The 26,980-nt window shown below is 70.7% G+C and carries 25 protein-coding genes and 1 riboswitch; of the genes, 16 read left to right on the forward strand and 9 right to left on the reverse strand.

Annotated features, from left to right (window positions below; translation table 11 throughout):
- Together xdhB and QH290_RS32375 are read right to left on the reverse strand one after the other, a co-directional pair.
- Complete coding sequence (gene xdhB / locus QH290_RS32370) at positions 1-2,451, reverse strand: xanthine dehydrogenase molybdopterin binding subunit (RefSeq protein WP_280387062.1); 2,451 nt, start codon at positions 2,449-2,451, stop codon at positions 1-3.
- On the reverse strand, positions 2,448-4,130 hold the full coding sequence (locus QH290_RS32375) for an FAD binding domain-containing protein (protein WP_280387064.1): 1,683 nt from the start codon (positions 4,128-4,130) through the stop codon (positions 2,448-2,450). Before QH290_RS32375 ends, xdhB begins: the two co-directional genes overlap by 4 nt.
- A 627-nt stretch (positions 4,131-4,757) precedes the next feature.
- On the opposite strand from QH290_RS32375, the gene QH290_RS32380 reads away from it, so the two are divergent.
- On the forward strand, positions 4,758-5,261 hold the full coding sequence (locus QH290_RS32380; RefSeq protein ID WP_280269946.1) for a nucleoside deaminase: 504 nt from the start codon (positions 4,758-4,760) through the stop codon (positions 5,259-5,261).
- Positions 5,262-5,282: 21 nt separating this feature from the next.
- Here QH290_RS32380 and QH290_RS32385 read toward each other — a convergent pair whose 3' ends face one another.
- From QH290_RS32385 to QH290_RS32395, 3 genes are read right to left on the reverse strand one after another with little or no spacing between them, the layout of a single operon-like run.
- Positions 5,283-5,849 carry a DinB family protein gene (locus tag QH290_RS32385; RefSeq protein ID WP_280387066.1) on the reverse strand — a complete coding sequence of 189 codons (567 nt, stop codon included), beginning with the start codon at positions 5,847-5,849 and terminating at the stop codon, positions 5,283-5,285.
- Positions 5,850-5,889: 40 nt separating this feature from the next.
- Positions 5,890-6,420 (reverse strand): GtrA family protein, encoded by a 531-nt coding sequence (locus tag QH290_RS32390; RefSeq protein ID WP_425303677.1) that lies wholly within the window; start codon positions 6,418-6,420, stop codon positions 5,890-5,892.
- A 59-nt stretch (positions 6,421-6,479) separates the two neighbouring features.
- Entirely contained in the window at positions 6,480-7,112 is a 633-nt protein-coding gene (locus QH290_RS32395; RefSeq protein WP_280387068.1) for a TetR/AcrR family transcriptional regulator, read from the reverse strand.
- Positions 7,113-7,202: 90 nt separating this feature from the next.
- Between QH290_RS32395 and QH290_RS32400 the strand changes: the two genes are divergently transcribed.
- Positions 7,203-8,762, forward strand: coding sequence for a carboxylesterase/lipase family protein (locus tag QH290_RS32400; RefSeq protein ID WP_280387070.1), 1,560 nt, complete (start codon positions 7,203-7,205; stop codon positions 8,760-8,762).
- A gap of 55 nt (positions 8,763-8,817) precedes the next feature.
- Here the strand turns inward: QH290_RS32400 and bla are convergent, their stop codons facing one another.
- The gene (gene bla, locus QH290_RS32405; RefSeq protein WP_280387071.1) at positions 8,818-9,735 is read right to left on the reverse strand and encodes a class A beta-lactamase; all 918 of its coding nucleotides are present in this window, start codon (positions 9,733-9,735) and stop codon (positions 8,818-8,820) included.
- A 131-nt stretch (positions 9,736-9,866) separates the two neighbouring features.
- Here bla and QH290_RS32410 point away from each other — a divergent pair, with 131 nt between their 5' ends.
- The 5 genes from QH290_RS32410 (at position 9,867) to QH290_RS32430 (ending at position 14,286) form a co-directional block, all read left to right on the forward strand.
- A complete protein-coding gene (locus tag QH290_RS32410; protein WP_280269951.1) occupies positions 9,867-10,742 on the forward strand; it encodes a LysR family transcriptional regulator in 876 nt (291 codons plus the stop codon).
- Positions 10,739-11,671, forward strand: a complete 933-nt coding sequence (locus QH290_RS32415) for a serine hydrolase (protein ID WP_280269952.1) — start codon at positions 10,739-10,741, stop codon at positions 11,669-11,671. Before QH290_RS32410 ends, QH290_RS32415 begins: the two co-directional genes overlap by 4 nt.
- Positions 11,672-11,728: 57 nt before the next feature.
- The gene (locus QH290_RS32420) at positions 11,729-12,769 is read left to right on the forward strand and encodes a flavin-containing monooxygenase (RefSeq protein ID WP_280387073.1); all 1,041 of its coding nucleotides are present in this window, start codon (positions 11,729-11,731) and stop codon (positions 12,767-12,769) included.
- A gap of 86 nt (positions 12,770-12,855) precedes the next feature.
- Entirely contained in the window at positions 12,856-13,428 is a 573-nt protein-coding gene (locus QH290_RS32425; protein WP_280269954.1) for a putative immunity protein, read from the forward strand.
- Between the two features lie 9 nt (positions 13,429-13,437).
- Positions 13,438-14,286: a helix-turn-helix transcriptional regulator gene (locus QH290_RS32430; protein ID WP_280387075.1), complete on the forward strand. Its 849-nt coding sequence runs from the start codon at positions 13,438-13,440 to the stop codon at positions 14,284-14,286.
- Positions 14,287-14,386: 100 nt separating this feature from the next.
- Here QH290_RS32430 and QH290_RS32435 read toward each other — a convergent pair whose 3' ends face one another.
- The gene (locus QH290_RS32435; protein ID WP_280387077.1) at positions 14,387-15,487 is read right to left on the reverse strand and encodes a hypothetical protein; all 1,101 of its coding nucleotides are present in this window, start codon (positions 15,485-15,487) and stop codon (positions 14,387-14,389) included.
- 29 nt (positions 15,488-15,516) lie between these two features.
- Positions 15,517-15,633, forward strand: a riboswitch (cobalamin riboswitch).
- Positions 15,634-15,746: 113 nt separating this feature from the next.
- Between QH290_RS32435 and QH290_RS32440 the strand changes: the two genes are divergently transcribed.
- The 5 genes from QH290_RS32440 to QH290_RS32460 are packed head-to-tail and all read left to right on the forward strand — an operon-like array spanning position 15,747 to position 21,406.
- Complete coding sequence (locus QH290_RS32440) at positions 15,747-17,267, forward strand: ABC transporter substrate-binding protein (RefSeq protein ID WP_280387088.1); 1,521 nt, start codon at positions 15,747-15,749, stop codon at positions 17,265-17,267.
- Positions 17,264-18,034, forward strand: coding sequence for a class I SAM-dependent methyltransferase (locus QH290_RS32445; RefSeq protein WP_280269957.1), 771 nt, complete (start codon positions 17,264-17,266; stop codon positions 18,032-18,034). The genes QH290_RS32440 and QH290_RS32445 overlap by 4 nt, the downstream gene beginning before the upstream one ends.
- A gap of 7 nt (positions 18,035-18,041) precedes the next feature.
- Positions 18,042-19,004: an ABC transporter permease gene (locus tag QH290_RS32450; RefSeq protein WP_280269958.1), complete on the forward strand. Its 963-nt coding sequence runs from the start codon at positions 18,042-18,044 to the stop codon at positions 19,002-19,004.
- A gap of 19 nt (positions 19,005-19,023) precedes the next feature.
- Positions 19,024-19,845 (forward strand): ABC transporter permease, encoded by an 822-nt coding sequence (locus tag QH290_RS32455; protein WP_280269959.1) that lies wholly within the window; start codon positions 19,024-19,026, stop codon positions 19,843-19,845.
- Positions 19,838-21,406: an ABC transporter ATP-binding protein gene (locus QH290_RS32460; RefSeq protein ID WP_280387079.1), complete on the forward strand. Its 1,569-nt coding sequence runs from the start codon at positions 19,838-19,840 to the stop codon at positions 21,404-21,406. The genes QH290_RS32455 and QH290_RS32460 overlap by 8 nt, the downstream gene beginning before the upstream one ends.
- Here the strand turns inward: QH290_RS32460 and QH290_RS32465 are convergent.
- Positions 21,379-22,182: an SAM-dependent methyltransferase gene (locus QH290_RS32465; protein ID WP_280269961.1), complete on the reverse strand. Its 804-nt coding sequence runs from the start codon at positions 22,180-22,182 to the stop codon at positions 21,379-21,381. The two genes, QH290_RS32460 and QH290_RS32465, sit on opposite strands and share 28 nt — an antisense overlap.
- A gap of 6 nt (positions 22,183-22,188) precedes the next feature.
- Positions 22,189-22,413 (reverse strand): hypothetical protein, encoded by a 225-nt coding sequence (locus tag QH290_RS32470; protein WP_280269962.1) that lies wholly within the window; start codon positions 22,411-22,413, stop codon positions 22,189-22,191.
- Between the two features lie 153 nt (positions 22,414-22,566).
- Here QH290_RS32470 and QH290_RS32475 point away from each other — a divergent pair, with 153 nt between their 5' ends.
- From QH290_RS32475 to QH290_RS32490, 4 genes are all read left to right on the forward strand, one after another.
- Positions 22,567-23,487 carry a helix-turn-helix domain-containing protein gene (locus QH290_RS32475; RefSeq protein WP_280269963.1) on the forward strand — a complete coding sequence of 307 codons (921 nt, stop codon included), beginning with the start codon at positions 22,567-22,569 and terminating at the stop codon, positions 23,485-23,487.
- A 1-nt stretch (position 23,488) separates the two neighbouring features.
- Positions 23,489-24,310: an SAM-dependent methyltransferase gene (locus QH290_RS32480; RefSeq protein WP_280269964.1), complete on the forward strand. Its 822-nt coding sequence runs from the start codon at positions 23,489-23,491 to the stop codon at positions 24,308-24,310.
- Between the two features lie 99 nt (positions 24,311-24,409).
- Positions 24,410-25,327 (forward strand): DoxX family membrane protein, encoded by a 918-nt coding sequence (locus QH290_RS32485; RefSeq protein WP_280387081.1) that lies wholly within the window; start codon positions 24,410-24,412, stop codon positions 25,325-25,327.
- Between the two features lie 333 nt (positions 25,328-25,660).
- Positions 25,661-26,980 (forward strand): MFS transporter (locus QH290_RS32490; RefSeq protein WP_280387083.1); only part of this gene is annotated, 1,320 nt, incomplete at its 3' end.

The raw sequence follows: 26,980 nt of genomic DNA on the forward strand, positions 1-26,980 counted from the left end.
TCAGGCACTGCTCAATGCGCCTGTCTCGGTGCGGGTGCTGCCATCGGCCTGCCCGTTGCTACTCGTCGAGGCGACGGATCCCTTGGCGGCGTGGCCATTTCCAGCGTGCCCGTTCCGGGAGACATGGCCCCGGCGCGCGGCCTGCACGGCCCAGTACACCGCCTCGGGCGTCGCGGGCGAGGCCAGCTCCACGCTGATCCCGCCCGGCCCGAACGCGGCGGCGGCCTGCCGCAACGCTTCTCGCACCGAGAACGCCAGCATCAGCGGCGGCTCACCGACCGCCTTGGACCCGTAGACCGCGCCCTCCTCGGTGGCGTGCTCGAGCAGCGTGACGTTGAATTCCTCGGGCATCTCCGAAAAGCTCGGCAGCTTATAGGTACTCGCCGCCTGGGTGAGCAGTCTGCCGCGGCCGGGCCCGTCCCCGGTGTCCCAGCGCATATCCTCGAGCGTCAGCCAGCCCGCGCCCTGCACGAAACCGCCCTCGACCTGGCCGATATCGATCAGCGGGGAGAGGCTGTCGCCGACGTCGTGCACGATGTCGACCCGCCGGATGCGATAGGCGCCGGTGAAACCGTCGACCTCGACCTCGGTGGCGGCCGCGCCGTAGGCGAAGTACTTGAACGGCGAGCCCTTGAATGTCTTTGCGTCCCAGTGCAATCCCTCGGTGCGATAGAAACCGGCCGCGGACAGCTGGACGCGCTGGAAGTACGCGGTGCGCACCAGATCGTCCCAGGCCAGGTCCTTGTCGCTGCCGAGGGCGCGCGCGACGCCGTCGACGATGCGCACATCCGAGGCGTTGGCCCCCAGCTGGGTGCCCGCGACCTGCCGCAACCGCTCCCGCAGCTGTTCGCAGGCGTTCTTCACCGCCGCGCCGTTGAGGTCCGCGCCGGAGCTGGCGGCGGTGGCGGAGGTGTTGGGCACCTTGTCGGTGCGGGTCGGGGCCAGCCGCACCTTGTGCAGCGGGATGCCCAGCGTGGTGGCGGCGACCTGCAGCATCTTGGTGTGCAGGCCCTGGCCCATCTCGGTGCCGCCGTGGTTGATCAGGACCGAGCCGTCCTTGTAGATCAGCACCAGCGCGCCGCCCTGGTTGAAGGCGGTGAGGTTGAACGAGATTCCGAACTTGATACCGGAGACCGCCAGTCCCCGTTTGGTATTCGGGTGCGCGGCGTTGAAGGCCGCGATCTCGCGTGTGCGCTCGGCGATCTCGCCGCTGTCGCAGACCTGCCGCCAGGTGGTGACGATCCGGTCGGCGCCGTTGACCGGCTGCCCGTACGGCGTCGACTGGCCGCGGCGGTAGAAGTTGCGCTGCCGCAACTCCATCGGATCCAGCCCGAGCAGCGGCGCGCAGCGGCCGAGGATGTCCTCGATGACCAGCATGCCCTGCGGTCCGCCGAAGCCGCGGAAGGCGGTGTTGGACACCTTGTTGGTCTTGGCGATGCGACCGGCGATGCGCGCGTTGGGAATCCAGTAGATGTTGTCGATGTGGCACAGCGCGCGGGCCAGCACCGGTTCGGACAGATCCAGGCTCCAGCCGCCGTCGGCGGTCAGGGTCGCGTCCAGGGCCAGGATGCGCCCGTCGGCGTCGAAGCCGATCTTCCACGAGGCGTGGAAGCCGTGCCGCTTGCCGGACATGGTCAGATCCTGAGTCCGGTTGAGCCGCAGGCGAACCGGGCGGCCGGTGAGCTTGGCGCCGAGCGCGGCGACGGCCGCGAATCCGTGCGGTTGCATCTCCTTGCCGCCGAAGCCGCCACCCATCCGCAGACACTGCACGGTGACCTCGTGGCTGTGCAGGCCGAGGACGTGCGCGACGATTTCCTGCGTCTCGGAGGGATGCTGGGTGCTGCTCTGGACGAACACCTGCCCGGCCTCGTCGATCTGGGCCAGCGCCGCGTGCGTCTCGAGGTAGAAGTGCTCCTGATCGGAGAACTGGAATTCGCCGGTGAACACGTGCGCGGAGTCGGCGAATCCGGCCTCGACGTCTCCGGACAGCACCACCGGCCGCGAGCCGTGAAAACTGTTCGCCGCCACGGCATCCTGCAGCGTGATGTAGGACGGCTGCTCGTCGAGTTCGACCTCGACGGCCGCGGCGCCGAGCCGGGCCGCCTCCAGGGTCTCGGCCAGCACCCAGGCGACCGCGTGGCCGTGGAACATGACCTCGTCGGGGAACAGCGGTTCGTCGTGCTTCATCCCGGCGTCGTTGACACCGGGGACGTCGGCGCCGGTGAGCACGCGCACCACGCCCGGCACGGCGAGTGCGGGCTCGGTGCGCAGCGCGGTGATCCTGCCGTGCGCCTTCATGACCTGGACCGGGTAGGCGTGCAGCACGTCCTTGGTGCGATACACCAGGTCGTCGGTGTAGAGCGCGGCACCGGTGACGTGCAGGGTGGCGCTCTCGTGCGGCATCGCCACGCCGACAACGGGATTCTCGGGTCGCTCCGAAAGATGACTCATGACGGCACCGCCTCGGTGGTTCGTGCGTACAGCTTGCGCAGGCTCTCCCCGAGCATCGCGGCGCGGTACTCGGCGCTGGCGCGGTGATCGCTCATCGGTGTGCCCTCGGCGCGCAGGATCGCGGCCGCGGCATCGACGGTCTCGCCGGACCAGGGCCTGCCCGTCAGGGCCGCCTCGGTGTCGCGGGCGCGGATCGGGGTGGCGGCCACGCCGCCGAGTCCGATGCGGGCCTTGCCGACCATCCCGTCCTCGATATCGAGCGCGAAAGCCACTGCGACGCTGGAGATGTCGTCGAAGCGCCGCTTGGCGATCTTGTGGAATGCCACGACCGGCGACAGTGGCCGCGGGATGCGCACCGCGCGGATCAGCTCGCCGGGGCGGCGCACGCTCTGCCGGTAGCCGGTGAAGTAGTCGGCCAGCGGCACCTCGCGCTCACCGTCGGCGGAGGCGAGTATCACCGACGCCTCGAGCGCGAGCAGCACCGGCGGGCTGTCGCCGATGGGGGAGCCGGTGCCCAGGTTGCCGCCCAGCGTCGCGCCATTGCGGATGAGCCGGGATGCGAACTGCGGGAACAACTCCGCGAGCAGCGGCACGCTGCCGTCGAGGCGCCGTTCGATCTCGGTGAGCGACAGGGCGGCGCCGATCTCGAGGTGATCGGATTCGGTGCGCAGCTCGCGCAGTTCGGGGAGGCGATCGATGGCGATCACGTAATCCGCCCGCCGCGCACGGATATTCACCTCCACGCCCCAGTCGGTGCACCCCGCCACGACCATCGCCTCGGGCCGCTCCCGCAAGAGCTCCACCGCCTCGGCCAGCGTGCCCGGCCGCCGAAACGCGCGCTCGCCCTGCACATAGTCCGTGGCGACGGCCTCCGGCGCCGACCGCTCCCGCCGCCGCGCCAAGGGATCGTCCTCGCCGGGAACCCCCACGGCGAACGCCGCATCCCGAATAGGCCGATACCCGGTACACCGACACAAATTCCCGCTCAACGCATGCAAATCAAACCCATTAGGCCCATGCTCACCATCCACATGGTTCGCTGCACCAGCAACTTGCTTCCCCGCCGCGCGGCCATCCACATGCCCGGCCCCGCTGCTGTCTGCTTGCTCCGTCGAGTCACCATCCACATGCCCGGCCGCGCCATCATCTTGTTTCCCCGCCGCGCCACTACCTTGTTTCCCCGCTGCGCCACTACCTTGTTTCCCCGCTGCGCCACTACCTTGTTTCGCCACCGCGCCACTACTTTGTTTCGCCACCGCGCCACTACTTTGTTTCCCCGCCGCGCAGCGGTCGGGGCGGTAGTACTCCGCGGCCATGCTGCAGATGAAACCCGGTGTGCAGTAACCGCATTGGGAGCCGCCGCGCATCGCCATCTCCTGCTGCACCGGGTGCAGGGTGGTGCGGTCGCCGACGGTCGCGAGGCCCTCCGAGGTGACGATCTCCTGGCCGTCGAGGGCGGCGACCGGCACCAGGCAGGCGTTGATCGCGACCCAGTCGGTGGGCCGCTGCACGCCCGGGCGCGCCACCAGAATCGAACACGCGCCGCACTCGCCCTCGGCGCAGCCTTCCTTACTTCCGGTGAGGCCACGCTCACGGAGGAAATCCAGCACCGTTGTGTGGGGTGCGGCCGGGGAAATCGGTGCGACTTTCCCGTTGACCGTGATCCGCGCCGCTACCATGGCACATCCTCATTTCGGTGCGCGGTCGATCTTTTTATCCTAGTCGCCATTGCAAGAGCTTTCTATTTTCGGTGGCGCCGCTGGTGAATCCGGAGCGCGAAATCGGCACGGCGTGCCGCAGGCGGTGACAGAGATCGAAAATGCCGGGGCCGCACGCGGGCACGCCGGGAAGGGCTGATCAGCAGCCGTGCGCTACACGGCCCGGGACCCACACAGTCCGGTGAGCGAGGCGACGCAGATCGGAGATTGCCGACATCCGACTTCGCCTCCTTCCAGCTCACGAGTCGGTGTGACCAAAACTACGTCGACGCGGTCGACGCGGTCAAGCCGAGGTGGGAGGAGCGGTCACAGTTTGGAGGAAGCTCCGACGCGACCATCCCGCGACACCATTCGAATCGGCCTATCGTACAGCCGGATATCGCGGCAGTGTTTCTCGTTGTAAACGCATTGTTGCGCGGAGCGATTCTTGTAAAAGTCTACGAAAAGCCGGTTCCGGCCGACGGCGGTCTTCATGCCTTCCACCCCTGGCAGACTTCACCCGTTCGCCTGTGTACTCCTCACACAGGTTGAAACGCAGCGAGGGATGGGTGCCGTGGTCGCACGGGCAGCATCCGAGAAGGAGTGACCGTGACCGCGCACATCGGAGAAGTGGACATGCAGGAGCTCGAGCGCGCCTGGATGGACGAGGCGATCAAGGTCGCCACCAACAGCGTGGCGAACGGCGGCGGTCCGTTCGGGTCGCTGGTCACCAAGGACGGCGAGATCGTCGCGATCGGGCACAACCGGGTCACCGCGAATCTGGACCCGACGGCGCACGGCGAGGTGAGCGCGATGCGCGCCGCCTGTCAGGAGCTGGGCACCTTCTCCCTCGAGGGCTGCGTGCTGATCACCTCGTGCGAACCGTGCCCGATGTGCCTGTCCTCGGCGCTGTGGGCACGGGTCGACCGGATCCTCTACTCCGCCGATCGGCACGACGCCGCGGTGGCCGGTTTCGACGACCGCAAGTTCTACGACCTGCTCGAGAAGAAGGACCAGTCGAAGTGGCCGCTGCGGCTCGAGCAGTTGGACCTGCCCAACCGCACGGCGCCGTTCGACGCCTGGCTGGCCAAGTCCGACCGCATCGACTACTGACGGCGCCGGGCCGGGCGCGGCTCAGTGGTGGGTGTGCAGGTAGAGGTCGCGCAGCAGGCAGACCTCGGACAGGTGGTGGATCAGCTCGCGATTGATGTGGAGCACCAGGTCGATCATGGGCCGCTCGGGATAGGCCTCCTTGTCGCCGACCGGAGTCCGCAGCGCGGCGTCGTCCAGGCCGCGCACGCCGGTCAGCCAGACGTCGAGCTGGGTTTCGAGCTGGTCGAGCGCGGTGGCGGCATCGCCGGCGTACTCCCAGCTCTGGTACGACGCCTCGGGCGCGCCGAAGTGCGCCGCATTGCGTGCCGCGAGGACACCCACGATGACGTGGCCGAGCCGCCACGCGATCGTGGTGAAGGGTGCCGGGTCCGGCGGCGGGAAGGCGAAGTCGATCGTGAAGTCGCCGCCACCGGCCTGGACGGGTGCGGTCGAATCGCCGCGCGGCCATACGCTCCAGGCGTCGGGCACCGGCGACCAGAAGTACTCGTCGTCGGTGAGTCCCTGCAGCCGGGCCCGAATCTGATGGTCCCAGTGGAACTCCCACTGGTCGCGCACTGTCCGGTTCAGGTCGAACGTCTCAGCATCCATGGGGCTCACCCTGACACCTCCGGCGGACAGTATCGGTCCGCTATCTCGGCCCGGCGAAGACGAATCCGCGCAGGGCCAGGAAGCGCAGGCCGCCGACCGCCGCCATGACGACGAGTGCGGCGGCCGCCGGCGCGATCTCGCCGAGGCCGGGCGCCCAGCGGTCGAGGGCGGCCAGCGCCGCCGTGCTGATCACCAGGCCGAGCAGCGCCAGCCCGCCGCCCTCCCACTGCGCGGTGCACCAGCCGACCCGCCCGGCCGCGCGGAAGGTGAGCCGCCGGTGCAGTTCGTTCGCGATCGCCGTGCTGACGAGGGACCCGGCGATATTGGCGATCAGCGGGCCGATCCCGTTCGCCGCCATGAACAGCAGCACGTACGCGATATTGCTGACCCCGCCGACGAGTGCGAACCGGATCAGCTGGGCGAGGGCATGGTCCCCGCGCAGGTAGCTCGCCACGCCGTCGAGCGCGTCCGTACGCAGCACCGGCCGGGGATTCACGCCGGTCGGTCGCGGGATCGTGGTGTCCCCGAAGATATTCCGCAGTCCGGGGGCGGCAAGCGCAGTGCTGTTCACGCCGACCACTCTCGCGACCTCGGCTGATATCGCCCTGACGCCGACCTGACACGGTCACATCAAGGCCCGCTGGGAGCCGATCGGGCTCGAATCCCGGTGAGGACGGTGTTCAGCATGCGGTCGAATTCGGGGGCGGAGCCGAAGTCGGTGAGAGGGGTGAGGGCGGCCATGGTGGGGTACCGGGCGGGGTCGATGGCGGGGGTGGCGGACGGGTCGCCGTTGAGGACTGCGAGCAGGTAGCCGTTGAGGAAGCCGAACAGGGTCAGGGGGGCGTCGGCGACCACCCGGTCGGGGAGACCGGCCGCGCGCATCGCGGTGACCAGGTGCTCCAGGGCGGCGAGGGCCACGGGGGAGTTCTGCGGCCGCGTGGCCAGCAGGGGGAAGACCCGGGGGTGGCGGTAGGCCATCGCCCGGTAGCTGTGCGCGGTCGAGCGGGCGATCTCCTCCCAGTGGCGGGGCGCGTCGTCGAGGTCGGCCGCCATCTCGGTGAGGACCGCCTCGGATACCGCGTCCAGCAGGGCCGACTTGCCCTTGACGTGGTTGTAGATCGACATCGGATCGACCCCGAGTTCGTCCGCCAGCCGCCGCACGCCGAACCGGTCGAGGCCGTCGCGGTCGACGAGTGCGACGGCGGCGGCCGCGATGCGCGCGCGGGTCAGGCCCGCCGCGGTGCCCTGTGTGCGCCCGGCCACGTTCACGCTCCCTTCTTGTCAAACCTACATCGTAGGTTATACCGTCGATCCTGAAACCTACGGCGTAGGTTTGATCCGAGGAGCTGAAAAATGTTGAACCGCAGGGGATTTCTCCGCGGCGTCGCCGCGGCATCCGCACTGGCCGGTCTGGCCGCGACCGGATGCGGTGGCGGTCGGTCGGGCGAGTCGATCGTCACGACGCGGGCCGGGCGGGTGCGCGGGACCATGTCCGGCGGCGTCCACGTCTTCAAGGGGGTGCCCTATGCCGCGCCGCCGCAGGGCGTCGACCGCTTCCTGCCGCCGCGCCCGGTCGAGCCCTGGGCGGGGGTGCGCGACGCGCTCGCGCTCGGCCCCACCGCGCCGCAGGCGGTGGCACCGCCGCCGCTGGATTTCTTCGCACCGCCGGTCCCCGGTGCGGACTATCTCAACCTCAACATCTGGACCCCCGATCCGGGCGCGGCGGGCCTGCCGGTCATGGTGTGGATCCACGGCGGCGGCTTCGACACCGGGAGCAACGGGCTCTACGACGGCAGCGCCTTCGCCCGCGACGGCGTGGTGCTCGTCGCGATCAACTACCGGCTGGGTGCCGAGGGGTTCCTGTACCTCGACGACGGTGTGGCCAATGTCGGCCTGCTGGACCAGATTTCGGCCCTGGAGTGGGTGCGCGACAACATCGCGGAGTTCGGCGGCGATCCCGGCAACGTGACCGTCGCGGGTCAGTCCTCCGGGGCGATGGCCATCGGCAGCCTGCTGGCGATGCCGCGCGCGCGGGGGCTGTTCCGCCGCGCGATCATGGAGAGCGGGGCGGGCAATATCTGCTATTCCGCCGAGGCCGCCCGCGAGATCGGGCGGCGTTTCGTCGCGACGCTCGGGGTGGCGCCGACGCGCGAAGCCGTCGCGGCGGCCGGTGTCGAGCGGATGCTCGCCGCGCAGGCCGCGGTCATGAGTGAGCTTGCGCGGCAGCCGGATCCGCAGCGGTGGGGTGGCGAACCGGGGTGCCGGATCAACATGTGGCGGTGCACTGTGGACGGCGCGACCCTGCCGGAGAAGGCCATCGACGCCGTCGGCCCCGAGGTGGACGTGCTGCTCGGCCACAACGGAGAAGAAGGGCGGCTGTCGCTGGTGCCGTTCCGCAGCCTCGCGTCGGTGAGCGAAGCGGAACTCGCCACCGCCATGCGGCTGTACCGGCTGCCCGTCGACCGGGCGCTGCCCGCCTACCGCGCGGCCTACCCGGGCGCCGATCCCGGTGCGCTGCTGGCGATCCTGCAGGCCGACTGGTTCTACACCATCCCCGGCATACGCCTGGCCGACGCCCGCGCCACCGCACCGGCCGCCACCTACATGTACGAATTCACCTGGCGCTCACCGCAGTTCGACGGACAGCTCGGATCGTGCCACTTCCTGGAGGTCCCGTTCGTCTTCGACCAGCTGGCGGATCCGCGAATGCACTGGGTCACCGGTCCGAACCCGCCGCGGCAGCTGGCCGACCTCGTGCACCGCACGTGGGTGCGGTTCGTCACGACGGGCCGAGTCGACTGGCCGCGCTACGAACCGGGCCGCAGGACCACGATGCGGCTGGACCTCGAGCCTACCGCGGTCGACGACCCCTGCCCGGTCCGGCGCCTGTGGGACGGGGTCGACCTGTACTGAACCGGACACCTCACTCAGGGATGCGGGGTGGGGACGTAGGCGAGTTCTCGGATCGTCACTTTGCGGGCGTAACCCCCAGTGCCGCAACGGCTTCGCGGGTGGCGGCGGCGACCAGCTCGTTGTCGGGCCGGGCGTGCTGGTCGGGCTTGGCGGTGAGGACGGCGATGACGAGGGGCGCGCGGTCCGGCGGCCACGCGATGGCGACATCGAGGGCACCGCCGTAGGCGGGGGACCCGGTCTTGTCGCCGACCTGCCAGTCGGCGGGCAGCCCGGCCCGGATGCGTTTGCCGCCGGTGGTATTGGCGAGCAGCCACGCGCGCAGCTGCTCGCGCTCGGGTGCGGCCAGGGCATCGCCGAGGACGAGGGCCCGGTAGTCGGCGGCCAGCGCGGCGGGTGTGGTGGTGTCGCGCTCGTCGCCCGGAATCGCGGTGTTCAACTCGGTTTCCCAGCGGTCCAGGCGCGAGGTGGTGTCGCCGAGGGAGCGCAGGAACGCGGTGAAACCGGCCGGACCGCCGAGGAGTTTCAGGATCTGGTTACCGGCGGTGTTGTCGGACTGGGTGATCGCGGCGTGGCACAGTTCGGCGACGGTCATCCCGGTGTCGACATGCTTCTCGGTCTCCGGCGAGTTCTCGACGAGATCGATTGCGGGATAACGGATCACCTGATCGAAGTACCCCGACGACAGCGGATGTGCGTGCAGCAGGGCGCCGCAGGCCAGGCCCTTGAACGTGGAGGCCATGGGGAAGCGCTCACCCTCCCGGGTGGCGACGGTGCGGCCGTTGCCGGTGTCGACGGCGAACACGCCGAGCCGCGCGCCGTGGCGAGTCTCCAGATCGGTGAAGGCCGCGGCCGGTGCGACGGCCGGGGGGTTCGGCTCCGCGGTGCCGGAATCGCACGCCGCGGTGACCGACAGCGCGGTCGCGGCCAGCGCGGCGGCGAGCAACCGCCGGAGGGGGAATGCAGAGAATTTCACCGCCGCAGGACATCATCGACGCGGTGGCGCACGCCAATATCGGATCCCTGCCCGGACGAGTCGGGTTCGATATCTCCGCAGGTGCAAGCCCATGAACAGGCGTTGCCGGGCGCTGCTGGTTCAATGACGGCATGGACCTGATCCGCCACCTCCGCTTCTTCGTCGCCGTGGCGGACGAAGGGCACTTCGGCCGGGCGGCGACCGCGCTGGACATGACCCAGCCGCCGCTGTCGCAGGGACTGCGGCGGCTGGAGGGCCACCTGGGCGTCGAACTCATCCACCGCACGCGGCAGGGCGCGGTGCTCACCGCGGCGGGGCTGCGCCTGCTCCCGCGCGCCCGGCTGCTCGTCGACGACGCCGAACAATTGCTGGCCGAATCGCACCGCATCGCCAACGCCCGGGGGACCGTGCACTGGGGCGCGACCGCGGCGCTGCCCGACCGGGTGGTGACCGCCGGAGTGACCGCGCTGCGCGCCGCCGTCGGTGCGGACGGGGCGGTGTCGACCGCGGTGGGCACGACCGTCGACCTGGTCTCCGATGTCCGCGCGGGCCTGTACGACCTGGCGGTGATCGAGCATCCCGCCCTGGTCGACGGGCTCACGGCCGGGCCCGTGGTCAAGCTGCCGCGGTGGCTGGTGGTGCCGTCGGAGCACCGCAGCGCCACCGCCGATCGCCCCACATTCCCGATGCTCGGCGGCCTGACCTTCGCGCATCCGCCGCGCTCGGCCAATCCGCCCGCCTTCGACACCGTGATCGACCTGCTGCGCGAACGCGGCGTGGACGCGCCGACCGTGTCGGCGCCGGACGACCGCACCCTGCTCGCCGCGGTCGCCTCGGGGACGAGCTTCGGGTTGACCGCGACGCCGCCCGCCACGACGCCGGGGGTGGCGTGGGTGCGGCTGGCGCCGCAGGCAATCGCGTTGCGGGTCAGGGTCGTTCGCCGCGCGAATGCCGATGCGCCCGCCGCGGCGATGGACGGGGTGCTGTATCGGGAGCGCCTGCGGTGAGGCGGGGTGCCGAGACGCCGGGAGATGCCGGTTCGGCGGCGGCGCAAAGGATTCGCGCCGTCTTCGCCGACGCGGGCTGTACCGGCTGGCTGCACGCGCGCCGGTGCGGGGATCCCGGCGCGGAGATCTCGGTCGGCGGCCGGTCGCGTGTGGTGATGGCCTCGGTGTACAAGCTGCCGCTGGTGGTGGCGTTCTGCCGCCGGGTCGATGCCGGGCGGATCGATCCCACGGCGCACCTGACCGTGCGGCCCTCCGACTGCACGCCGGGGCCGACCGGCATTGCGGCGCTGCACGATCCGGTCACGCTGAGCCGGCGCGACCTGGCGACGTCGATGATGACGGTGTCCGACAGCGCCGCCGCCGACGTGCTGCTCGGCGAGATCGGTCTCGGGGCGGTGGAGGAGTTGCTCGCCGAGATCGGCCTCACCGAGACGCAGGTCGTGGGCGGCACCGCCGATCTGCACCGCAGCCTGGTCCGCGACACCGACACCCACACCACCGCGGAGGCATTCGCCGCGCTGGCCGACAACGACGAGGCATGGTCGGTGTCGGCCTACGATCCCGCCTTCGCCAGCGCGACGACACCGGAGGAGATGACGCGCTTCCTGTGCGCGGTGTGGGCCGGAGACGTGCTGTCTGCGGAGCAGACCGATTTCGTGAAATCCGTTATGCGCCAGCAGATATGGCCGCATCGGATCTCCGCCTCGTTCCCGCATCGCGGGGTCTGCGTCGCGGGCAAGACCGGCACCATCGGGGCCATTCGCAACGAGGTCGCGGTGGTGGAGTTCCCCGGCGAGTATCCCGTCGCGGTGGCCGTGTTCACGCGCGCGGCTCGCGCGGACCCGATCCTGCCGGTCGCCGACGCCGCCATCACCGAGGCCGCCCGCATCGCCGTCACCGAGCTGCGCCGCCCGCTTCCGGACGAGTAGCACGGCACCGAAATTCGCTTGGCGTACGCTGGGCCGGATGTCACCATCGAGTTCGCCATGAGTACGCCAGCAATTGTGATCGGTGCGGGTCAGGCGGGGATCTCCGCGGCATCGGCCCTGCAGGACAACGGATTCCGGCCGGTGGTGCTCGAATCCGGTTCGGACACCGCGGGATCCTGGCCGCACTACTACGAGAGCCTGCGGCTGTTCACGCCCGCGTGGCTGAACGGGCTTCCCGGACGGCCGTTTCCGGGCGATCCGCACCGATATCCGGGACGCGACGAGGTCGCCGACTACCTCCGGGGCTGCGCGGCCGCTATCGACGGTGATGTGCATACCGGGCAGGAGGTCGTCTCGGTCGTCCGCGACGGGGCCTGGTATTACGTCCGCACCGCCGCGGGTGCGGAATTCTCCGCACCCGTGGTGGTCTCGGCCACCGGCGGCTTCGCCAATCCGTACCGTCCGGAAATCGCTGCGCTGGAAGGGTATTCGGGGCAGGTGCTGCACGCGGCCGACTATCGCGCGCCCGAGGCGTTCGCCGGTCGCCGCGTCGTCGTTGTCGGTTCCGGCAATTCCGCGGTGCAGATCGCGGTGGAGATCGCGTCCGTCGGCGAGGTGATTCTCGCCTGCCGTACGCCCATCCGCTATGCGACCACCGAGCCGATTCCGCCGGACTCGCGCTTCTGGCGCGTGGTGTCGGCCGCCTCGAGGCTGCCGGTCGGGCGGTTCTTCCACCCCGGCACGATTCCGGTCATCGACACCGGCGGCTACCGCCGGGCCATCGACAGTGGGATGCCCGAGGCGCGGGAGATGTTCTGCGCCGCAGACGGTTCCGTGCTGCGCTGGCCGGACGGGCGCGAGGCGGACGTGAACGCCGTCGTGCTCGCCACCGGATACCGGCCCGCCCTGCGGCACCTGCGCGATCTGGTCGAGTTCGACGATGCCGGGCTGCCCGCGCACCGCAACGGACTGTCCCGCGCCCATCCGGGGCTGGCGTTCCTCGGCCTGGAGTATCAGCGCAACATCCTATCGGGAACGCTGCACGGCGTCGGCCCCGACAGCCGGTACCTGGCACGCCGCCTTGCCCGCCTCCGGTAGCTCCGTGCTTTGAAGGTTATGGCCGGATCGACTGGGGATATTTCCGAGAAACTGCCAACCGAACCTTCAACGATAGCGTTGAGGTCATGACTGCGGGCAACGAGATCGAACTCGGCATGGACGAACTGCGCGAGATCGCGCGCTGTGCCGTGGCCTGCGCGGCGCCCGCGGTGGCGCTGTTCGACCGGGAACGGCCCGGCGACGAGCGCCCGCGTGCCGCGATCGATGCGGCGCGGGAGTTCGCGGAGGGAGCCCGGCGATCCAAGCTGATCCGCGACCGCGCGTGGGCGGCGCAGCGGGCCTATCGGGAGACCCGCGATGCCGGGCAGGCCGCGGCGAGCGAGGCCGCGCGCGCCGCCGTCGCCGCGGCGAGTGCGGCATACCTGCACCCGCTGGCCAGGGCGACGCAGGTTCTGCACATTCTGGGCCCGGCCGCCCACGCGGCACGAGCCTTCGAACTCGACGCGGGCGACGATCACCGCATCGGCGATCGATACATCGAGCGGGCAACAGCTTTCGCCACGCCGGTCGTCGTGAGCGTCCTGCTCCGCTACCCGCACGCGCCGAGCGGAGGCCGCCGCGTCGGCGAGCTGGTGCGGGAGCTGGACGCGGCCTTGCGGCGTAGCTTCGAGAACGATTGCGCCGCACCGGGCTCGTAAAATGGCGCTATGCGACCTGTCGAGCCGGTGCGCGTGGCCGGGGCTCTGGTGGATATCGCGGTCCCGGCGCCGTCGAGCCACCGGCGCGGGGTCAGCATGGCCGGATTCCGCGGGCGGGCGGAGGGGGCCGTGGAGCTGCGGATGGTCCCGTATCCGGCGCTCACGATGTTCCTCGATTTCGGCGATTCGCTGCTCGTCGACGAGATCGGCGGCCGACAGCAGGGTGGCGGCGTCGTCGTCGGCCTGGCGCCCGGCAGCATCCGCGGGTCCGGGCGGACCGTCGACCTGCTGCAGATCCGGCTGTCGCCGGTGGTCGCCCACGGAATCCTCGGCGCCGGTTCGCCATTGGGCGGCACCGTGGTCGCGCTCGAGGATCTGTGGGGCCGCGAGGCCGGGCGGATGCACGAGAAGCTGCACGCCGCCGAATCGTGGGAGGCGCGGTTCGCGATCGCGCGGGACGCGCTGGCGCGGCGACAGGACGCGGGCCGGGCCGTGCACCCGGAGGTCGCCTACGCCTGGCGGCGGGTGGTGTCGAGCCGGGGCCGGATCCGGGTCGAGCGGCTGGCGGAGGAGACGGGATGGAGCCGACAGCGGCTGTGGTCGCGGTTCCGGTCGCAGCTCGGCCTCACGCCCAAGCGCGCCGCCCGGCTGGTCCGCTTCGATCACGCGGCGCGTCGCCTCGCCCGGGGCCACGGCGCCGCGGCGGTGGCGGCCGAATGCGGCTACGCCGACCAGCCCCACCTGCACCGCGAGGTCGTGTCCTTCGCCGGTATGACCCCGACCGCCGTCGCCGCGGCCCCGTGGCTCACCGTCGACCCCATCGCATGGGAGACGCCACACCAGGCGCTCAGGGGCTGACGCTCGAGGTGTCCGAATGGAGATGCCGGAGCAGGTGTTCGGGGCTGACGCTCGAGGTGTCCGAGTGGAGATGCCGGAGCAGGTGCTCCGGAGTTGATGTTCAAGGTGTCCGAGAATGTCGTTCGGGTCGGGTCATCCACCGCAGGGTGGGCGGCCACAGCACCGTGACCACGGCGGGGATCAACGCTGCTACCGCGGCCCAGGCGAACAGCCCGTGTACTTCCCGCACCCACGGTGGGTTGGCCTCGACCCACCATCCGCTGGGCACCACACCACCCTTCGGCGTCGAGATCAGCAATGCGATCGCCAGTACGGGCCATCCCGCCGTGCCCAGCCCCGAGAGCGTGAGCATCGCGGCGCCGCCTCGCCCCTGCCGCAATCGCCGCGCATACCAGAGGGTTCCGGCCGCGACGGCGAGCGTGAGCCCGGCGGCCGCGAAGCCGACCGCCCGCTCGTCGGCCGGGAGCGGCACGAATCCGCGGCTGTAGGTGTGCTTTCGGGCCGTGGCGGCGATCAGCGCGGTGGTGACCGACAGCGATGCCGCGCATGCCGCGAACGCGGTCAGCGCGTAACCGGCGACGGTGGCGGTGTGCGGTGGCTGGTCGATCGGGGTGACGGTGTGTGGGGGCCGGTCGGTTGGGGTGGCGGTGTGTGGGGGCCGGTCGGTCGGGGTGGCGGTGGCGCGGATTCGGCGGGTTGTCGCGGGGGAGCAGGCTGCTGCTACCGCCGCGACGATACCTACGGCCGTGAGTGCCAGCAGTGTCGCGCGCGCCGGTGGGTAACCCGTGGGGCCGGAGGCGCGTCGGTAGGTGACGGCATCGCAGATCGAACAGGTGGTGTCGTACATGAGCGGGGACACCCCCTGCAGGACCAGCGCGACCCCGAGGAGCGGCAGCGCGGTCAGGCCGAGCGCGACGAGCGCCGGTCCTCGCGTGCGGGTGAGCCACCACGCCAGCACCCCGAGTACAGCGGCGAATACCGCCAGCGCGGTCAGCGCGGTCACCGTCCACGGCCACAGGAGTTCGGCGTCGCCGCCGTACGTGTCGCCCGGGAAGGCCGCCGCCGGACCGCCGAGCCGCACGCGGATCAGCGCCGCGACATCGAGGACCAGCGTCAGCCCGGCCGCGGCCATCGCGACGAGAAGAACCCCGCCCGGCCCCGAACCGCGCAGTGCGGCAAGGCGTCGCGATATCGAATTCATCGTCATCCCCCCGGGGCGGAAACACTCACCTCCCGTAGTATGTCGCGTGCCCGCAGGGAAGTCCGGTGGAAATCCGGCGCTGTCCCGCAACTGTGAGGTTCGTCCGCGAGCCGGAGCCAGATACCTGCGGGTGAGGTACTGGAACGGTCATGATCACGTGGAAATGGTCGATGCGCCGAGTGAGCCGCCCCGGCGGCTCGTTTGTGCACGTCTTTCGTCGCGTGAGGTGCCAGACGCGAGGGAGTCGGACGTGCGGTCGATGGTGGCGCCCGGGGTGAGTCGGCGTGGTTTCCTACTGGGCGGGATCGCCGCCGCGGGAGCGCTGGCGGCGGGCTGCGGCGGTCGCCCGGCCGCAGATGTCGAGACGTTCACCGCCGCATTCCAGGGTTCCGGTGCCGGTGAGGGCATCGATCCCGGCGTGAATACGCTGTTCGTCGACGAGGCGCGGATGAAGGCGATCTACGACGGATTGTTCGAGATCGACGGGGCGATGCGGCCGATTCCGCGCTTGGCCGTCGCGGCCGAGCCGAACGCCGACGGCACGCGGTGGCGGATCCCGCTGCGCGACGCGCGCTGGCACGACGGCAAGAAGTTCACCGCCCGGGACGTGCTGTACACGGTGTCGCGGGTGCTCGGGCCGCCGCAGCGGCGGCCGTTCATCGCCGCCTCCACGCTCGATCAGGTCGACCTGCCGCAGTGCCGGGCCGTCGACGATACGACGGTCGAGATCGCGCTGCGGAAGCCGGATTTCGAGTTTCCGCTGGCCCTGTCGGCGTACGGGACGAAGATCGTCCAGGACGGTGCCGTCGACTTCTCGCGTCCGGTGGGCACGGGGCCGTTCGTCTTCGAATCGTTCGAGGCCGGGCGGGACTTCGGCGCCGCGGCCTACGAGCACTACTGGGACGGCGCACCGGCGGTCCGGCGGTTGCGGATCGTCAGCGCCGAATCCGATGCGCGGCTGGCGGCCGTGCAGAGCGGCCAGGTCGACTACGCCGACAATCTCACGCCGTCGGCGGCCCGGACATTGCAGAATCGGCAGGGTATCTCGCTCGAGGCGACGCCGAACAGCGGAATCTACTTCTTCGCCATGAAGACCGACCGGCCGCCGTTCGACAACCCGGACGTGCGGCGCGCGGTGATGCGCATGGTCGATCGTGCGGAGCTGGTCAAGGTGGCGCTGGAGGGGCAGGGCGATATCGCCAACGACGTGTTCGGCAAGGGCTACCAGTACTACGCGGAGCTGCCGCAGCACGACTACGACCCCGACGAGGTGGGGCGGCTGCTGCGCAAGGCCGGGGTCCGCGATCTGTCGTTCGATCTGTTCACCGCTCCCGTGGCGCATGGATTCGTCGAAGCGGCAAGGCTTTTCGCCGAGCAGGCCGCGCGCTGCGGGGTGCGGGTGAATGTCGTTCTCGGATCGAAGGACAGCTACTACACCGACGCGTTGAACACCGGTCAGCTCACGATGGGCCAGTCCGGTCCGCTGTCGATCCCCAATCACTTCGCCTCCCGCCTGCTGACCGGGTCGCCGCAGAATCGGACGAAGTGGTCCGATGCCGAATTCGACGCGCTGTACGCCCGGGCGCAGGCGACGCCGACCCAGGAGGGGCGCGCGGCGATCTATCGCACGATGCACGAAATACTCTATGACCGCGGCGGATTCGTCTTCTTCGGCATCACGAACTGGAACAGCGCCGCCCGGGAGAGTTTCCGGAATACACCGGCGGCCGTACCCAATTCGCACGACTGGGCGCGTTTCGACAAGGTGGTGGCGCGATGACGACCGGCGTGGTGCTGGATGCGGCGCGGGCGCGCTACTGGATCGACCGCTGGGACCGCCAGCAGGAGTACTACATGCCCGACCGCGAGCAGCGGTTCGAGGTGATCGGCGATGTCCTCGACGAACTGCTCGACCGTCGCGACCCGCTGATCGTCGACCTCGGGGTCGGACCCGGGACGCTGTCCGAGCGGCTGCTGCGACGGTTTCCCGCCGCGACCGTCGTGGGGGTGGATGCCGATCCGCTGCTGCTGGGCCTGGCGGATCTCGCGCTGGGCTCGCCGCGATTCCGGACGGTATACGCCGATCTGCGTGCCGAGGGCTGGCTCGACCGGCTGGGTCTGGAGCGGGCGCCGGATGCCTTCGTGAGCACGACGGCGCTGCACTGGATGAACCGAATCCCCTTGCGCGAGTTGATCACGACCTGTGCCGGAGCGTTGGCGCCGGGCGGGCTGTTCGTCGACGGTGACCACCTCTACGAGGGCCCGGCCGGGCCCCGGCTCGACGCGCTGGGCCGGGCCATGACGGCGCGGCGCGCCCGGCGGCGGGGGACCGGCGAGCGGGAGGACTGGGCGGCGTGGTGGGCCGCGGTGGAACAGGCACCCGAGCTCGCCGACCTGGTTCTGTTGCGCGACGGTGGATTCGAGCACAAGGTCCACGATCGGCCGACCGCGCACGACTATGTCGACTTCGCGCGGGCGGCCGGGTTCGCCGAGGCCGGAATCGTCTGGCAGTACGGCGACGACCGCGTCGTGGTCGGGATCCGGTAGCCGGTCCGTGGTTTCGGCACCGTTCGCGCGATTCGTGCTGCGCCGCATCGGAATCGGCGCCGGGCAGTTGCTGGTGCTGCTCGCGCTGGTGTTCGTGCTGTCGCTGCTGCTGCCCGGGGACGCGGCCGATGTGCAGAGCAACGATGTCCTCGGCGCGGATCAGCGCGCGGCCGCGCGGCACCTGCTGGGCCTCGATATCGCACCGGCGCAACGGTTTCTGCACTGGCTCGGCCACGCGGTGACCGGCGACTTCGGGGTGTCCTACGCCAGCGGGGAGAGCGTCGGCAGCGTGATCGGGGAGCCGTTCCTCGTGACCGGGCTGATGGCCGTGCTGGTGCTGGCGGTGCTGGTGCCCACCGCGGCGGCGGCGGGATTCGCGGCGGGGCTGCGTCCGGGGTCGGGGCGCGATCGCGTCATCACCTCGGCCAGTGTCGGATTCGACTCGGTGCCGGATTTCGTGCTCGCCGTGCTGCTGGTGACCTATGTCGCGATCGAACTCGACCTGGTGCCCGCGACCTTCCTGGGCACCGACCCGGGCACGATCCTCGCCCGGCCCGAATACCTGATCCTGCCGCTGACCGTGATGGTGGCCCGGGTGGCCGCGCCGCTGGCGCGCCTGGTGCGGGCCGGGGTCGTCGATGTCATGGCGCAGCCCTATATCGCGCAGGCCGAGCGTCTCGGCGTCGGGCGGAGGTCGCTGCTGTGGCGGCACGTCGCCCCCAACGCGCTCGGCCCGGCGCTCCAGGAACTCGGGCGGACCGGGGACGGGCTGTTGTCGGGGGTGTTGATCGTGGAGGCCGTATTCGTCATGCCGGGCATCGCGTCGGAACTGATCGGCGCCATCGGGAACCGGGACGATCCGGTGATTCTCGCGATCGTCTCGATCACGGGGGTGCTGGCGATCGGGATCAACCTGGTGATCGACCTGATCGGGCAGCGCTTGGTCCCGCGCTCCGCGGAAGGGGCGTGAGGGATATGGGAGCGAGACCATGAGCCCGCGTCGATGGCTGTGTTCGGCTCTTATCGCTGTGCCGCTGATGTTCGCGTTCGCGGGACCGCTGCTCGCCCGGTCGGCGCCCGAGGGCAGGCAGGCGCCGTTCGGGCCGTCGCAGTGGTCGCCGTTCGGGACCGACCGGCTCGGCCGGGACGTGCTCGCCGCGGCGCTGACCGGTGGGCGCACGTTCCTGGTCGTCGCCGCGCTGACGGTGCTGGGCGCGTACGTCGTCGGCTTCCTGATCGGCGTTGCCGCCGCCGCGGCGCCGCGACCGTGGCTCGACGAGCTGCTGATGCGGCCGATCGATGTGCTGCTGTGCCTGCCGTCGCTGCTGATCATCATGGTGGCCGCGCTGCGCACCCGCGGGTCGGCCGTCGCCATCGCCTGCGCGATCGGGATCGCGCTGATCGCGCCGATCGCCCGGTTCGTGCGCATGGCGGCCCGCGGCGTCGTGCACGGGCCGGTGATGGACGCGCTGCGGATGCAGGGCGAGAGCAGGGGCTATCGGTACGGCAATTACGCTGTGCGCCGGATGATCCGGCCGATCGCGGCCGATCTCGGCGTGCGATTCACCGCCGCCGTCTACTTTCTCGCCTCCGCCAACTTCCTGGGCCTCGGCTTCGACACCACCTCGACGGACTGGGCGGTGTCGGTCGCCGCCAACAAGGATGCGCTCACGATCGCGCCGTGGTCGGTCGCGCTGCCCGCCGGATTGATCGTGCTGCTCGTCGTCGGAATCAATCTGCTGTGTGACGATCTGCTCGCCGATCCGCGCACCGTAGCCGCCCGCGCCGCCTCGGGGAGTCTCCGTGACTGATGTTGTGGCGCCTGCGATTTCGGTCCGTGGCCTGACGGTTCGTGCCGGTGCGGCCGTGCTGGTCGAGGATATCGGTTTCGATATCCACGCTGGGCGGATCCTCACGCTGTTCGGGCCCTCGGGGGCCGGGAAGACGACCATCGCGGCGGCGCTCGCCGGGGTCGACCGGCCGGGTCTCACGGTCACCGGCGATATCTGCCGCGGCGGGGGCGTCCGGGTCGGTTATCTGCCGCAGAGCGCCGCCGCGACATTGAATCCGGCGCGCCGGATCGGCGCCGCGCTCGGCGAACTGGTGGACCTGCGGCACCGCCGGGTCGGCCGCCGTGACGCGCGGGCGCGGCGTCTCACCCTTGTCGCGCAGGCGCTTTCGTCCGCGGCCTTCGACCTCGACGGCGACGCGCTCCACGCGGTGCTGCGCAAATTCCCGCACGAATTCTCCGGCGGCGAGCGCGCCCGTCTCGCGTTGGCCCAAGTCCTCGCCCGAACGCCCGATGTCCTGGTCGTCGACGAGCCCACCGTGGGCCTGGACTCCCTCGCCCGCGCCGCACTCCTGGACAGCCTGATCCGCCTGCGCCACGCCGGAAAAGCCGTCGTCCTCATCACCCACGACGAGTTCGCGGTCCAGCAGATCAGCGACCGAACCTTGTTCGTCGAATCGGGCCGACTCACCGACCTCTCGGAACCGCAGGCCGACGACAGGCCGAAATCCGGCTTGCCGCAGCCGAACCGGGAGCACCCGGCCCATGCCGAGGATTCCGCAAGGCGGGCCGCCGGAGAACCTGTGTCCAACAAGGGTCTCGTGCTGCGGAATGTGTCTGTGGTGCTTCAGGGTTCGCGGGTGTTGCGGGACGTTGAGCTCGAGGTCCGGGCGGGGGAGTTGCTCGGGATCAGTGGGGTGTCGGGGGCGGGGAAGTCGACGATCGCGCGATGTATTGCGGGGCTGGTCGCCCCGGGTGGTGGGGACGTGGTGGTGGATGGGGTGCGGTTTCCGGTGCTGCGCAAGCGGACTCGCTCGCAGATCGCCGCGGTGCAGTATGTGTGGCAGGAGTCGGCGTCGTCGTTCGATCCGCGTCGCACGGTGGTCGATCAGGTCGCCGCGACGGGAGTGCGGTTGCGCGGGCTCGATCGGACCACCGCGCGCCGCGCGGCACTCGAGTTGCTCGCCGAGCTGGGAATCGTCGCCGACCAGGCGATCCGCCATCCCCCCGGGCTGTCGGGCGGGCAACTCCAGCGGGCCGCCCTCGCTCGTGCGCTGCTGGCGCGTCCACGGGTGCTGGTCTGCGACGAGATCACGACCGCCCTGGATCGCCCGCTGGCGCAGCGGATCCTGGACCGCGTCGACGACTACCGGCGAACCACGGGCGCCGCGGTGCTGTCCATCGGCCACGATCTACGCAGCCACCTCGACCGCGCCGACCGTCTCGCGATCGTCGACCGCGGCCGCATCGCCGAAATCGGCACGCCGAAGGAGCTTCTCACCCGCCCGCGGACGGCAATCCTCGCCCGCTTGCTCGACGCGGAACAGCTCGCCGATCAGGGCTTGCGGCCGACCGCGCCGTAGGCGTCGAGGGGGTCGGTGCTTCCGATGCGGTCCGGGATCGGGCGCCAGTCGGTGATGGGAACCATCCCGGGGGCCACCAGTTCCAGGCCCTCGAAACAGGTGCTCAACTGGTCGGGGCTGCGCAGGACGTAGGGGACGCCGCCGGACTGGACGAGCTTCTCGCTGCCCGCGACCACCTCGTCGCCGGTGTCGGTGCCGTCCCACAGCACGAGATAGCTTCCCGCGCACAGCGGTTCGAGCATGCGCGCGGTGAGATCGCGCAGCACGGCGAGGTCCGGCTCGTAGCCGAGGACGCCCATGAACAGCACCGCCGTCGGCCGCGTGAAGTCGAGCACCTCGGCGGCCTCGGCGAGGATGAGGTCGGGGTCGTGGTAGTCGGCGTGCACGTACGTGGTCACGCCCTCGGGGCGGGTGTTGGTCAGCAGTGCGCGCGCGTGCGCGAGCACCAGCGGGTCGTTGTCGACGTAGACGATCCGGGAGTCGGGCGCGATCTGCTGGGCGACCTCGTGGGTGTTCTGCATCGTCGGCAGACCCGTGCCCACATCGATGAACTGGCGGATCCCCGCCTCCCCGGCCAGATAGCTCACCACCTGCACCAGGAACTCCCGCGACAGCTTGGCCATCCGCACGATATCCGGATACACCGCGGCCACCGCATCGCCGGCGGCGCGATCGGACGGGTAGTTGTCCTCGCCGCCCATCCAGTAGTTCCAGATTCGGGCGGCGTGCGGCGTATCGATATCGATGCCCGCGATCGCCCGGCGGTCCTCGGTCATGGGCGCCTATGCTACCTGCGGAGCGTCCTTACCGCGCAAGACTTTCCGGCTGCCGGGCGTGGCCGGATGGCGGCATCCGGCGGCGGATAACTCCTGCTCGATCGCCCGCGCCGCGTAGTGCTGGCCCGCCGCATGCAGGCGCGCGATCCGCCCCCGGACGGCATCTATGCCGTATTCCCTGGTGACGTCCGCTATGCCGATGCGGGATGTGGTCTCGACCGGCTCGGTCACGGCATCCCCCTGCTCGATAGTGGCGCCGATGGTTCTAGATCGAGTGTAGCGCGCCCGTGCACGTGCAGCAGCACGTGCGACCGTCGATCGGTGCGGTGGAATTCGTTGTGGCACACTCGATGACGCGATACCGCAGCCCGACAGGAGAAAACCGTGGTCGATGGCAATGCCGTTGCGGCTCGTGCCGTGGGAGGCGACGGACCGGGAGAGGATCCGGCGCTGCTGCGCCTGGTGCTGGGGGCGCGGCTGCGGCGGCTGCGCGAGGCCGCGGGGATCAGCGGGCAGGCCGCGGGCCGCGCGATCCGGGCCTCCCATTCCAAGATCAGCCGCCTGGAGGCCGGTCGGGTCGGGTTCCGCGCGATGGATATCGACGATCTGCTGACGCTGTACGGGGTCGAGGAACCCGAGGCGCGCGCCGACTACCTGTGGCTGGCGCAGCGGGCCAACGGCGCCGGGCGCTGGCAGGTCGACGACGACGCCGGGCAGCGGCTCGACACCTACCTCGCCCTCGAGGACGCCGCCACGGTGGTGCGGTCCTACGCCCCGGGCGTCATCCCGGAACTGCTGCAGACCGCCGCGTACGCGCACGCGGTATCCGCCGTCGCGCGGCCGGGGCCGACCGCCGACGTGCAGCGGCGCGTCGAACTGCTGATGCGGCGGCAGCGCCTGCTGCATCGCCGGGTCCCGCCGAAGCTGTGGCTGGTGATCGAGGAGGCGGTGCTGCGCCGCCCGTTCGGCGGCACCGAGATCTGGCGCGATCAACTCGAACATCTGGCGCAGGTCGCACAGCGCTCCGAGGTGACCGTGCAGATCGTGCCCGACCATATCGGCGGTCCGGCCATCAGCGCGGTGCCGTTCACCCTGCTCCGTTTCGCCGAGGCCGATCTCGGCGACATCGTGCACCTCAATCACGCCACCGGTGCCCAATTCCTGGACCGGCGCGGGGACCTCGACGCCTATCATGCGATCTGGGACCGGCTGTGCGTGCACGCCGCCCCGCCCGCGCGCACCGGCGACGTGATCGCCGCCCTGCTCGCGGACCGGCCCGAGCACACCGACCTGTGGACACGCTGATATGACCGAAGACCCCGCCGCGCCGATCGAGATCGACACCACCGTCGCCCACGAGGCGCGCGTCTACGACTACTGGCTCGGCGGTAAGGACAACTATCCGGCCGATCGCGCGCTCGGTGATGTCATCGCCGGTCATATACCCACGATCAAGACCATGGCCCGCGCCAACCGCGCCTTCCTCGCCCGGTCGGTCCGCTACCTGGTCGCCGACGCCGGGATCACCCAGTTCCTCGATATCGGGACGGGCATTCCCGCCGCGGGTAACACCCACGAGGTGGCCCAGCGCCTCGATCCCGGCGCGCGCATCGTCTACGTGGACAAGGACCCGATCGTGCTGGCCCATGCCCGGGCGCTCATGTCGGGCACTCCGGTCGGGCGCACCCGCTTCATCCATGCCGATCTGGAGGATCCGCGCGGCATCCTGGAGAATCCGGCGCTGACCGAGACCCTGGACCTGAGCGAACCGGTCGCGATCATGCTCGTCGCGATCATGATGTACTTCCGCGACGCCGACCGGCCCGGCGACATCATCGCCACGCTGCTGGACGCGGTGCCGCCGGGCAGCTACCTCGTGATCACCCACCCGACCGCCGACTTCGATGCCGAGGCGATGGCGGCCGTCGCGGCCTCCGCCGAGGCGTCCGGCATCACGTTCCAGCCGCGCAGCCACGACGACACCCTCGCGCTGTTCGCCGGTACCGAACTCGTCGAGCCCGGACTCGTTCCGGTCGCCGCCTGGCGCCCCGACCTGACCGACGGGCCGACCGCGGTCGGCGATCCGCACAGCGCCTGGTACTGGTCCGGTATCGGCCGCAAGCCCTGACGAAACACCGTGGCAGCGATGGCCGACCGGCGTCGTTGCCCAGTGTTAGCCTGGTGAGGCTCGTGCCACGACCTGTCCCACGATGCAAAGGGGTCGAAGATGCTGCTGCGCCGTCTCGCCCGACCGTTGCTCGCGTCCACGTTCGTCGTGCAGGGGGTGGACACGCTACTGCATCCCGACCGGCAGGTGCAGACCGCCACCGAGCTGGTATCGCGGGGTTCCTCGGGTTCCTCGAACGCGGCGGTGGATCCCGCGACGCTGGTGCGGGCCACGGCGGCGGCCCAGGTGGCCGCCGGTGGGTTGCTGGCGCTGGGGAAGGTGCCGCGGATCGCCGCGACGGTGCTCGCGGCGACGGTGGTCCCGGCCACGGTCACCCAGCAGGACTTCTGGGCGGAGAAGGATCCGGAGCGCCGGGCGAGCAAACGCACCGCATTCCTCAAGGATCTCGGCCTGCTCGGCGGTCTGCTGATCGCGGGCGCCGATACCGAGGGCAAGCCGTCGCTGGGGTGGCGCGGGCGGCGGGCGGCCCGGCGCTCCACCGCGGCGGTCCGGGCCGCGCTCCCGATCGGTGCGGCCGGGGCCGGGTCCGCGGGTGCGCTGCGAGAACACGCGCACGACACCGCGGTTCGCACTCGGCAGCTCGCCGACGCCGCCGCGACGAAGGGGACCGAGCTGGCCGATGCCGCGCAGACCCAGGGGTCGCGGTGGGCCGGGTACCTCGAGACCCACGGGCCCGAGTGGGCCGAGTCCGTGAAGGCACACGGGCGCGAGTGGGCGGACTACGTCAAGGCGCACGGACCCGAATGGGCCGGGGCCGCACGGGAACACGGTGCGGAAGTGGCGGCGGTCGCGCGGGAGCACGGCGCTGAGTGGGCCGATCTCGCCCGGGGACATGGTGCGGAGTGGGCCGAACGGGCCAAGGACCGGGGTCCGGATCTGGCCGCCGGGGCGAAACAGCGCGGCAGCGGATTGCTCGGTGCCGTGCGCGAGCGAGTGGACGCCGCGCGGCACGGTTAGTTCGCGGCGGGACATCCGGCCCGTTTGCGGGCGCAGCGTGCAGCAGCACCTACGGCGGTGACGCCGATCGTGGATGCGCTTGCCGGAAGGTTCCGAGATGCAAAACCCGGTTTGACACGCTGCGCCCGAGCAGGCATGGACGTTGTCGGCTCATGCACGACGAACGCTACCGGCTTCCCACTCGTGGATAGGTAGGTCGGCATCGCGACGAACGGTTACCGATCAGCAACGGTCGGTCGCGCCTCGCCGACACTCTCGCATCGACTCGGCACGATGTCCGCGAACGACATCCGATGCTCGGGAAGGGGACGTTTGGCGACGATCGACACTCCGATGACCCAGGTGTGGCCCGGCCGGGTGGCGCAGCGGTGGGACCGGCGGCGATTGGCGCTGTGCGCGGTCGCGCTGCTGTCGTGCCTGCCCGGGGCCGATACGGCCGTGCACACCGTCGCGCTGGCGCAGGTCGAGCAGGAGTTCGAGATGAATTCCGGCACAGCGGGTTTCGCGGCCGGGATCGGTGGCCTGCTGACGGTTGCGGGCCTGCCGGTGGCGGGGCGGATCGGCGATCGCACCGGGCGTCGCCCGATGCTGCTGGCGGGTGGCGCCGGTCTCGTAATCGGTTGCCTGATCACCGCTTTCGCCATCGATCCGGTGATGTTCGTCGTCGGGCGCGTCCTCACCGGCACGGCGATCGCCGCGCTCGTCGTGACCGCCCTGGCCGTGCTGCCGGGGCTGTTCTTCCGGAACGAGCTACCCGCGGTGGTGGGCATGTGGCTGGCCGTGCAGTCGGCGGCGGTCCTGGTCTGCGGAGTGTCCGGAGCCTTGCTGGTCACCGGACCGGGTTGGCGCACAGGGTATTTGCTGACGGCGGTGGTGGCGGTGGTGCTGGTGGTCGCGGGCTGGGTGGTGGTTCCCGCCGCCGCGCCCGGTCGGCGGCGTCGCGATGTGGTCGGGATGCTGCTGGGCGCGGCGGTGCCGGTCGTGCTGTTCGGCGGGATCTATCGGGTGTCCGAAATCGGTTGGCGCAGTACGCCGGTGCTCGCGGCGCTGGCGGCCGCGGTGGCGCTGGCGGGGGTCTTCGCGTGGTGGGAGTTTCGGCGGCCGGATCCGGTGTTGCCGGTGCGGCTGTTTCGCGCTTCGCCGTTCACGGCCGCCTGCCTCGCCGGATTCGCCTGCGACGTGGCCGTTGTCGCCTATACGCTGCCCATCGCGACGCTGGTGGCGGGGCGCCCGGAGGGGGCGGCGACCACGGCGCTGATCCTCGCGGTCCCGATGTATCTGGGCATGGTCATCGGCGCGGTGCTGGCCGGATCGGCGCAGGATCGCGGCGTGCCGTTGCGGGAGACGCTGATATTCGGCCTGCTGTGCTGCGGGTTCGGCGTCTTCCTCGGCGGGTGCGTCGACGTGCGCGCGGAATCGTGGCTGTATGCGACCGCCGGAACCGTCGTGGGCTTCGGCGCCCTGTGGACCCAGAGCGCCCAGACCGCGCTGACGGTCGGGTCCGTGCCGGTCGACCGATCGGGCTCGGCCGCGGCGCTGCAGGCAACGGTCAGCCGATTGGGCATTGCCCTCGCCCCCCTCGCCCTGGCCGCCATCATCGCCGCCTCCACCGGCGGCACGACCGCCGAAGAATCCTTCTTCCACGCCCTCCCC

This window comes from Nocardia wallacei (assembly GCF_029869545.1).
GTDB classification, from domain to species: Bacteria; Actinomycetota; Actinomycetes; order Mycobacteriales; family Mycobacteriaceae; genus Nocardia; species Nocardia wallacei_A.

Bases quoted from the DNA above. Each gene is read 5' to 3' on its own strand.
- QH290_RS32385 (WP_280387066.1), bottom strand. From the start codon at position 5,849: ATGGATGCTGAGACGTTCGACCTGAACCGGACAGTGCGCGACCAGTGG.
- QH290_RS32410 (WP_280269951.1), top strand. From the start codon at position 9,867: ATGGACCTGATCCGCCACCTCCGCTTCTTCGTCGCCGTGGCGGACGAA.
- QH290_RS32425 (WP_280269954.1), top strand. From the start codon at position 12,856: ATGACTGCGGGCAACGAGATCGAACTCGGCATGGACGAACTGCGCGAG.
- QH290_RS32485 (WP_280387081.1), top strand. From the start codon at position 24,410: ATGCTGCTGCGCCGTCTCGCCCGACCGTTGCTCGCGTCCACGTTCGTC.
- QH290_RS32400 (WP_280387070.1), top strand. From the start codon at position 7,203: ATGTTGAACCGCAGGGGATTTCTCCGCGGCGTCGCCGCGGCATCCGCA.
- QH290_RS32440 (WP_280387088.1), top strand. From the start codon at position 15,747: ATGGTGGCGCCCGGGGTGAGTCGGCGTGGTTTCCTACTGGGCGGGATC.
- QH290_RS32430 (WP_280387075.1), top strand. From the start codon at position 13,438: ATGCGACCTGTCGAGCCGGTGCGCGTGGCCGGGGCTCTGGTGGATATC.
- QH290_RS32420 (WP_280387073.1), top strand. From the start codon at position 11,729: ATGAGTACGCCAGCAATTGTGATCGGTGCGGGTCAGGCGGGGATCTCC.
- QH290_RS32465 (WP_280269961.1), bottom strand. From the start codon at position 22,182: ATGACCGAGGACCGCCGGGCGATCGCGGGCATCGATATCGATACGCCG.
- QH290_RS32445 (WP_280269957.1), top strand. From the start codon at position 17,264: ATGACGACCGGCGTGGTGCTGGATGCGGCGCGGGCGCGCTACTGGATC.
- QH290_RS32435 (WP_280387077.1), bottom strand. From the start codon at position 15,487: ATGAATTCGATATCGCGACGCCTTGCCGCACTGCGCGGTTCGGGGCCG.
- QH290_RS32375 (WP_280387064.1), bottom strand. From the start codon at position 4,130: ATGGTAGCGGCGCGGATCACGGTCAACGGGAAAGTCGCACCGATTTCC.
- xdhB (WP_280387062.1), bottom strand. From the start codon at position 2,451: ATGAGTCATCTTTCGGAGCGACCCGAGAATCCCGTTGTCGGCGTGGCG.
- QH290_RS32480 (WP_280269964.1), top strand. From the start codon at position 23,489: ATGACCGAAGACCCCGCCGCGCCGATCGAGATCGACACCACCGTCGCC.
- QH290_RS32455 (WP_280269959.1), top strand. From the start codon at position 19,024: ATGAGCCCGCGTCGATGGCTGTGTTCGGCTCTTATCGCTGTGCCGCTG.